Annotated in this window: 6 protein-coding genes; 2 read left to right on the forward strand and 4 right to left on the reverse strand. The window is 69.5% G+C overall.

What is annotated here, in order from left to right; translation table 11 throughout:
• The first annotated feature begins 118 nt into the window (after positions 1-118).
• The gene (locus tag ROR02_RS15365) at positions 119-2,503 is read left to right on the forward strand and encodes a sensor histidine kinase (protein WP_147164925.1); all 2,385 of its coding nucleotides are present in this window, start codon (positions 119-121) and stop codon (positions 2,501-2,503) included.
• A 55-nt stretch (positions 2,504-2,558) separates the two neighbouring features.
• Here the strand turns inward: ROR02_RS15365 and ROR02_RS15370 are convergent, their stop codons facing one another.
• The 4 genes from ROR02_RS15370 to ROR02_RS15385 form a co-directional block, all read right to left on the reverse strand.
• Positions 2,559-2,960: a hypothetical protein gene (locus ROR02_RS15370; RefSeq protein ID WP_246135586.1), complete on the reverse strand. Its 402-nt coding sequence runs from the start codon at positions 2,958-2,960 to the stop codon at positions 2,559-2,561.
• Between the two features lie 473 nt (positions 2,961-3,433).
• Positions 3,434-4,315 (reverse strand): universal stress protein, encoded by an 882-nt coding sequence (locus ROR02_RS15375; protein WP_147164926.1) that lies wholly within the window; start codon positions 4,313-4,315, stop codon positions 3,434-3,436.
• Positions 4,316-4,565: 250 nt separating this feature from the next.
• Positions 4,566-6,146 carry a bifunctional aminoglycoside phosphotransferase/ATP-binding protein gene (locus tag ROR02_RS15380; protein WP_147164927.1) on the reverse strand — a complete coding sequence of 527 codons (1,581 nt, stop codon included), beginning with the start codon at positions 6,144-6,146 and terminating at the stop codon, positions 4,566-4,568.
• A 58-nt stretch (positions 6,147-6,204) separates the two neighbouring features.
• On the reverse strand, positions 6,205-6,990 hold the full coding sequence (locus tag ROR02_RS15385; RefSeq protein ID WP_147164930.1) for an ABC transporter permease: 786 nt from the start codon (positions 6,988-6,990) through the stop codon (positions 6,205-6,207).
• Between the two features lie 285 nt (positions 6,991-7,275).
• Here ROR02_RS15385 and ROR02_RS15390 point away from each other — a divergent pair.
• Positions 7,276-8,838, forward strand: a 1,563-nt coding sequence (locus ROR02_RS15390; RefSeq protein WP_170245147.1) for a transglycosylase SLT domain-containing protein, incomplete at its 3' end; no start/stop codon positions are given.

Below are 8,838 nucleotides of genomic sequence, written 5' to 3' on the forward strand. Positions count from 1 at the left end.
GTCCAGGGCAATCGGTTCACTCAATTGCCCTGGGGGCCGGAACAACGGCCCTTGCGTTTTCGGAACGACCGGGAGACCCTGACCCTCGGCCTTTGTCGCGCCGGGGGTTTTTAATCGCATGTTTGCTGACGACGCACCGTTTGACCTTGTCGGGGCCGTTCTGGGAACCCCGGGGGTGACGCTGGGACTGGCCGGCCTGGTCGTGGGCATGGGCGTGGGCGGATGGGTCTGGCGCGCGCGCGCGCGCCAGCGCCGGATGCGCGACGCCCGCGACCTGGCCCAGGCCGAGGCCTGGACCCTGCGCGAGGTGCTGGCCACCAGCGCCGACGGCTATGCCTTGTGGGTCAGCGACGCCGACGAAACCGACGCCTTTGTCTGCTCGCGCCGCCTTGCGGTCTTGCTGCGCCTCGCCGCCGGCGAGGAAGCCAGCTTCGACGACATCCTGGCGGGCTTCGCGCCCGAGGGGGCGGCGCTTCTCCAGCGCGCGGTGGCCGTCCTGCGCGACGAAAACACCGGCTTTGCCCTGGACCTGACCTTGGAAACCACGGGGCGGCGAATCTGCGCCGTGGGCGTGAGCGCCAGCACCAGCGACGGCCACGCGGTGGCGGACGTGGTGTGGATGCGCGACGTCACCGACGAACGCGACGCCGCCGAAACCCTCGCCGCGCGGGTCAATGCCCTGCAGCGCGAACGCGACCGCCTGCGCGCGGTGCTCGACGCCCTGCCCGCGCCCTTGTGGATCCGCGACGACAGCCTGATGATCCTGGATGGCAACCAGGCCTTTGCCCGCGCCTTGGATCTTGGCAGCGTCCCCGAGGCGGTGGCGGCCCGGCGCGAACTGGCGACCGGGGGCACCGGTCAGGAGATGCGCGCCCTGGCCGCGCGCAGCCGCGCCGCTGGCAGTCCCGGCCGGGCGCGCTTCCACGCGGTGCTGGAAGGCGAGCGGCGCTTGCTGGAAATCACCGAAACGCCGCTGCCCGCCGGTCCCCTGGCCGGGTGCACGGTGGGGGCGGCCCAGGACATTACCGTGATCGAGGAGGTGGAAAGCCGCCTGGAACGCGAGGTGTCCGCCCACGCCGAGGTGCTGGAACGGCTGGGCTCGGCCATTGCCCTGTTTGGCGCCGACACCCGCCTGATTTTCCACAACGCGGCCTTCGCCAGCCTGTGGGGGCTGGAGGCCGAATGGCTGGACGGCGGCCCCGGCTACGGCGACTTCCTGGAACGCCTGCGCGAGGACCGCCGCCTGCCCGAGGTGGCCGATTTCCCCGCCTTCAAGGCCGGCGAGCTGGGCTTTTTCACCAAGCTGATGCGCCCGCGCGAGGATATCTTGCACCGCCCCGACGGCGCCACCTTGCGCCGGGTGATCGCGCCCCATCCCCTGGGCGGCCTGATCGCCAGCTTCGAGGACGTGACCGACAGCCTGGCCCTGGAACGCTCGTACAATCAACTCACGGCGGTGTTGCACGAAACCCTGGATCACCTGCACGAAGGGGTGGCGGTGTTCGGCCCCGACGGCCGCCTGCGCCTGTCCAACCCGGTTTTCGCCGCCCAGTTCGACCTGCCCCGGCCCCTGGGCGACCCCCAGGTGGCCGACTTGCTTCACCAGCTGGACCCGGGCATGCACCCGGGCGCGGCGTGGGAAACCTTTCGCCGCCGCCTGGGCGCCCGGGGCGAGGGACGCGGGGCCCGCACCGGCCGCCTGGTGATGATCTGCGGCCGGCATCTGGATTACGCCATGGTCCCCCTGCCCGATGGGGGGCTCTTGCTGTCCACCCAGGACATTTCCGACCGGGTGCGGGTCGAGCGTGCCTTGCGCGAGCGCACCGAGGCCCTGCGCGCCGCCGACATGATGCGCACCACCTTCATCGCCAATGTGTCACACGAACTGCGCGCGCCTTTGGCCCGCCTGGCCGCGCGCGAAGCCGAAAGCCTGGGCCCCGATGCCCCGCTGACCGCCGAACTTGGCCGCCTGGTGCGGATCGTCGATGAAATGATGACCCGGCTTGGCGCCCCGGCCGATGACCCGTCGCTGGAACTGGACGCCTTCGACGTGCCGGCGGCGGTGGCGGCGGTGCTGACCTTGGGCCGTGAAGCGGCCGAACGTCAGGGCGTGAGCGTGCAAGACCAGTGCCCGGCCGATATCGGATGGATGGTCGCCGACGAAACCCGGGTCAAGCAGATCGTTTACCATCTGCTGTCCACGATCCTGGCTCAGACCCCCCCGGGCGGCACCTTGACCCTGAGCGTGGGGCGCGGCGAAACCGACGGCCGGGAATGGATCGTGTTTACCGTCGCCGCTTCCGCCCGGCGCCCCCCGGATGGCCCGTCTTCCACGACCGAAGGCAAGGGCCCGAACACCGAAGCCGCGCCCACCGCGAGCGGAGACGGGCCGGGTCTCGCGCCCGTGCGCCGCCTGGCCGAGCTGCACGGCGGCACCTTGACCCTGGCCCCCCCGGACGCACCCATCCCAGAGGCCACGCTTCGCCTGCCGGCCGGCGCGTAGACCCCCGGCTTTTTCCCGCCGGTCGCGGAAAGACAAACGCGCGAAGACGACGCCGTTACTGGTTCAGGCCCTGGCTGCGGGCGCCGACCACCTGGGTGGTTGCCCCAATCTGCTGGTTCTGGCGGTAGGGCTGGGGCTTGGCGTAGCAATCGACGCTGGCCAGCGAGCGATAGCAGTACAGCTTGGTTTCAATGATGCGGTTGTCGGGCAGTTCCTGGCGGCAATAATAATCGCCGTCCATGGCGCGCAACGTGGAGCAGTCGCGACCGGTGGCCCACGAATAGGCCCCGTCGATCACGGTCTTGCCGGTCAGGGACATGGTGGCGGCGTCGGTGGCGACCAGGGCGGGGGGAAACATGGCCACGGCCACGGGAACCGGCCCCGCGCAGGCCGCGAGGGCCAGCGGAAGAGCCGCGACAGTCCCCAGGACAGCGAGGGAAGCAAGAGAACGGGACATGGCCATCCCTTTCGGATCGCGGACGAAACGCGCCTTCTGCGCCTGTCCGACTGTAACGCGCAAACCAGACGGAAGTCCAGACGTCCCGGCAGGGGCCGCGCGCCGCAGTCGCGGCGTCGGGGAACCCTCTTCCAAGGGCATCCAGGGCTTCACCCGATTGCCCCGGCCCACGGACCGATCGGGGGGGACCCCGATTCCAAAAGCCGCTGGCGCGAAAGTCTGTTCGCCTCGAAGAGAAGCGAACAGACTTATCCCCCTCTCGGGTTAATGCCGCCTTTCCGGGAAAAGCGGCTCCCCCTTTTCCCTGACACACTCAAATTCCCTGACACACTCAAGCAGTCCGTCCGCTTCACCGTGAAACGGGCAGACCCTGGAGCGCATTCCGATCAAAACGGATCAGCGAATGCGCTCTAAGTTTTTGATTCTTCACATTTTCGGACCGCCGAAACGGTGCTATCTCGGCTGAAAATGCTCTAATGCGACATCAACACCGGGATGGCGGCCCGTTCCAGGACATGGCGGGTGACGCCGCCCAGGATGAGCTGGCGCAGCCGGCTGTGGGTGTAGGCCCCCATGACCAGCATGTCCACGCCATCCTCGGCGCAGGCGGCCAGCAAGGCCTCGCCGGCCCGCCCGCCCGCGCCGCCTTCCAGCAGACGCGGCAAGGCGGTGATGCCATGCCATGCCAGGTGGCGTTCCAGCTCGGCGGCCTGGGCGGTGCCGTTTTCCTCTTCATCGCTGCCCACCGCCAGATACACGGCCACGCCCTCGGCCCGGGTCAGGAAGGGCATGGCGCCCATGACCGCGCGCGCGGCCTCGGCGCTGCCGTTCCAGGCGATGGCGATGCGCCGGCCCAAGGTGGTGGGCGCCGAGGGCGGCGCCACCAGCACGGGACGGCCGCTTTCCATCAAGGCGGCGTTCAAGGTCAGCAGCGAAGGCGCGACGCCGCGCGGTCCCGGCTGGCCCAGGACCACCAGGTCGGCGACCCGGCCGCGCAAGGCCACCTGCTCGGGTTCCGGCCCCTGGGCTTCCTGCCACGAGGCGCTGGGCGTGCCATCGCCGGGCGGGGTGTTGTCAAAGGGAACGTCCTGCGCCGCGCAGATCCGGTTGAACAGGACATGGGCGCGATCGGCGCGGTCGTGGGCGTCCTTTTCGGCCGCTTCCACCATTTCCTCGATCAAGGCGCCGGCCATGGCTTCGCCCACGTAGGGAACGGCCGAGGCCGCGTCGATCCTCACATGGAAGCCCTCGACATGGCATCCCATGACGCGCGCGATCAGAAGAGCCGTGGACAAAGGGGCAAGACCGGTCTGTTCATCGCCAATGACAGACAAAATGGTACGAATGCCGGACATGGATGTTCTCCCGAGCCGGAAGGAAGACTGCAACAAGCTCAAGGCAGTATGCGCCTCCTGATCATGGGAAAAAAGAGCAGACCGCCCCGACCGCCGCCCCTTTTCCGGCAAGCCCGGCGCCCCCTCGCGTCACGGCCGGGGTTTCGCGGGAGGGGGCCGGGGCCCGGAACCTGACTGTATTCAGATTCTAGAATTAGGTTTCAATCCAGCATCCTTCGGTCAGGATCCGCCCGCCGATCCCGGACCGGCGTCAACACGACTCGGTCAGGCACGCGGCCCCGGCGGGTCCGTCGGGTGCCTCCACGCCCAGGGCGGCCAGGCCGGCCTTCACGGTGGCATCCTTGGAGCCCGAGGAATCGATCCGGGTCCAGGTCACGGCGCCCAGATCGAACTTTTCCTGATTGGCGCGCACCTCGGGGGTCACGTCGGAGGGATTGCGCACCCGGGTTTCGATGCGTTCGACGGCGACCTGAACCGGGGTGTACACCCACAGGCCCGAAAACGGCACCTGGGCGGCCTGGGCCAGGGCCTCGGCGGCTTCCCGTTCGCCCGGCCGGGCATGGACGCCATCCAGGACAACCCCATGCCCGGCGGCGAGCGCGGTCCGGGCCTCGGCGGCCAGCAGGGCATAGGTCCGGATGTGAACCTCGGGGGTGTAGCCCTCGGGCCCCAGGGGCTGATAGGGCGTGAGCCCCATCAGGCGCTTGCGCAACACGTCGGTGCGCAAGACCAGGGCCCCGGGAGCCGCCCCCAGGGCGGGCGCCACCTCGCGCGCGAGCCGGGACTTGCCGCTCCCCGACAGCCCCCCCACCGCGACGAGGCGCGGCGCGGGCGGCTTCAGGAAGGCCACGGCCCGGGCGAGGTAGGCGTGGGCCTCCTCCTGGTGCCGGCGGACCTGATCGGGATCGGTCTGGGCGCTGGCGGCGGTGGCGGCGACAAAGGCGCGGATGGTCGCGCGCAGGGCCAGGAACAGGGGCAAGGCGGCGAGTCCGGCGGTATCGCCGGCGTATTCCATGTAGTGGTTGAACAAAATCGAGGCGAGACGGCGCTGGGAGCGCGCGCACAGATCCATCAGCACGAAAGCCAGATCGTACAGAACATCGATTTCAACGAACAGATCGTTGAAGTCGATGGCATCGAACAAGGTGGGGCGTCCGTGCCACATCACGAGGTTGCCCAGGTGCAGATCCCCATGGCAGCGCCGCACGAATCCGTGGCGGGCGCGCTGGCGCAGCAAGGGGCGCAAGCGCCGGGCGCCCTGGGTCAGGGCGTCGGCCACCTCGGCAACGGCCGCGGCCCCCAGCACCGCCTCCTGCTCGGCCAGTGACTCCAGGTTGTTTTCTACCGTCCTATCCAGCCAGTCCGCGCGTTCGGCGCACGGCTGGGCGCGACCATGGGCGGCATGAATGGCCTCGGCCAGATCGCACATGTGATGACGATCCAAGGTGCCGGCGGCGGCAAGGTGGTCCAGCTGGGCCTCCTGGTCGAAGCGGCGCATGACCACCGCCCACTCGACCTTCCTGCCCGCGCCGTCCAGCGCCAAGGTGCCATCGGGCTCTTGCGTGATCGCCACCACGCCCAGGTAAAGGTCGGGAGCGGCGGGGGTGTTGAGGGCCAGTTCGCGCTGGCAGCACGCGGCGCGCGCGGCCAGGCGGGTATGATCGACATAAGGCAAGACGACCGCGCGCTTGATCTTGAACACGCGCTCGCCGGCCAGGAACAGGACCGAAATGTGGGTGCGGATGACCTCGACCGGCGTGCCGGGAGGCAGGCCGTGGGTCTCGGGGCGCGACAGGAAGGCGATGACCGCCGACTGTGTATCCGATGTCATGGCAACAGCATCCCGGCCGGTGAAAGACAGCAGCCCGAAGGAAAGGCAGGGCCGGTGATCAGGACTTCAGCTTGTAGCCGGCCCGAATCATCGCCCAGCATCCCAGCGCCAGCCCCACGTTCGCAACTCCCACCACCACGAGCCCCAGCCCGGGCGTGGCCTGGTCGTGCCCGATGAAGCCATAGCGGAATCCGTCGATCATGTAGAAAAACGGATTAAGATGGGCCAGAAGACGCGCGGGGCCCGGCAGGCTGTCGATGGTATAGAAGGTGCCGGACAGAAAGGACAAGGGCGTAATGATGAAGTTGGTGACCGAGGCCATGTGATCGAATTTCTCGGCCCACACCCCGGCCAGCACCCCGAGAAGCGAGAGCATCAACGACGCCCCCACCGCGTGATACACCACATGGAACGGGTGATGGATCGGGAACGGCACGAAAAAAGCCATGACGGCGGCCACCAGGATCCCCACCATGAGGCCCCGCGTCACGCCGCCCAGGGTGAAGGCCAAGGTCAGCTCGGCGGGGCTCAAGGGGGGCATCAGAACATCCACGATGTTCCCTTGCACCTTGCCGATCATGATCGAGCTCGACGTGTTGGCGAAGGCGTTTTGAACCATGGCCATCATGATCAGGCCCGGCGCCAGGAAGGTGGTGAAGCCCACGTCGTGGCGGGGCATGTCGGGACCGATCGACAGAACGAAGATCGCGAGGAAAATCAAGGTGGTGATCACGGGCGCGATCAGGGTTTGCAGGTAAACCTTCAAGAAGCGGCGCACTTCCTTCAGGTACAGTTCCCAAAGACCGCGCCCGTTGAAGGCGCCAAGCCGGCGTGCCTGGGGCATGGAAACCACGGAAGCGGGAGGCGACACCGTCGGGGACGGACGCGAAAACGAATCGAGGGGGGCGCTCAAGGGGAGTCTTCCTTGTCTCAAGGCCGCGCCGGAACGGAGGGCGGCCTGGGAAAATGGCTCCCCCTGCTTTAGGATGAAGCCTCGGGAATGGCAAGGTCCGCCGCCTTAACCAATGTTCCACCATTTAGGGATAGGGGTGGACTGTGCGATCCTGGACCGGAACGCGATATCCCTCATGCCTGGTCCCGTGACCGATTCTCAGGAGGAGACCCGCCCATGGCCGATACTCCGGGCCGGATCGTTCAGTTGGCAGGAACCGTGCGCCTGGGCGGCGCATTCATCGACCGGGGCGTGCTCTCCAGCATCCAGGCGGCCAGCCGCAAGGCGGGCGTGGATTTCGCCTTCATGCTGGCCAAGGCGCGCCGTGAAAGCGGCTTCCAGACCAACGCCTCGAACGCGACCAGTTCCGCGCAGGGCCTCTACCAGTTCACGCATCAGACGTGGATGGAGCAGATCAAGCGCCATGGGGCCGAACACGGGCTGGGCGACCTGGCCGCGCGCCTGTCGCGGCGCCCCGGCGGGGGCTACGAGGCCGACGACCCCGAAACCCTGCGCCAGGTGCTGGCCCTGCGCCAGGACCCGCGCATTTCGTCGGCGATGGCGGCCGAATACGCGGCCGATAACCGCCGCTTGCTGTCGCGCGCCCTGGGGCGCACCGTGGGCGGGACGGATCTGTACCTGGCCCACTTCCTGGGGCCGGGTGGGGCGACCAGCTTCCTGCGCGCCCTGGAAAGCCGCCCCGATCGCATCGCGGCCGAAGTCGTGCCGGCGGCGGCGCGGGCCAATCCCAGCACGTTTCGCGCCCCCGATGGCCGCGCCCGCACCCTGGCCGAGGTCTATGGCGTGGTCGAGCAAAGCATCGGCGGGGCCATGCGGCGTTTCGCGAGCGCGGCCGGCCTGGGCACCCTGAGCAGCATGGCCCCCTTGCCGCCGAGCGGCAAACCCGACAGCCCGGATCCCGAGGACATGGGGCGGCTGGCGTCGGCCCGGGAGTCGTTCGTGCCGCGCCCGGTCGCCTTCAAGCCGCCGGCGCCCGAGCCCGAGGACATGGGCCGGACCGCGACCAACATCCCCCGGCCATGGGCCCAAAAGCCCCTGCCCGAGAACATGATGCCCCCCGAGGAACCGCCGGGCCCGGACACCGATCCGGCCCTGGCCGTGGTCGCGGCGGCTGGCAGCGATCTCGACGAGCCCACCTTGATGCGCATCCTCGCGGCCTCCTCGGCCCCGGAGGCGCCCCCCCTGAAACCCGTCCGCGACGACGAGGCCCGGGCCCTGGGCCTGCTGGCCGCGCGCACCTTCGACCCTGCCCAGCCGCCCCGCGCGAGTCGCGTCGCCGAGGCCGGGACGGCCGCCTCCCCGGCCGACGCGGGCGCCCCGGGCGTTCCCGACTCGACCGACGCCCTGGTGGCCGAGGCCCTGTCGCGAGTCTCCGAGGAAGACCGGCTGCTCATCGCCTCGGTGGTTGAAGCGGCCCAGCAGGTGGGCGCGCGGCGCGGCCTGTCGACCGCCGATATCGCCGGCAGCGCGCTGCGGGCCTTCGATGCCCTGGGCCTGGTCCCGATCGGCGGCGAGGACACGGGCGCCGTCGCGGTCGCCGACGCCACCCCGACGCCCCCCCCGGCCGGCGAACAGACCCCGGCGCGCGGCGTGGCCCTGGCCTCGGCCCTGTTGCCGGATTTCGAGGCCGCCGCGCCCGGCGCCTCCCCTCCCCCCGTCGCGACGGCCGCGCCGGAAACAACCGCCGCCACGGAAACGCGCGCGCCGGCCGCCGATGCC

The sequence above is a fragment of the Pararhodospirillum oryzae genome (assembly GCF_007992075.1).
GTDB lineage: Bacteria > Pseudomonadota > Alphaproteobacteria > Rhodospirillales > Rhodospirillaceae > Pararhodospirillum > Pararhodospirillum oryzae.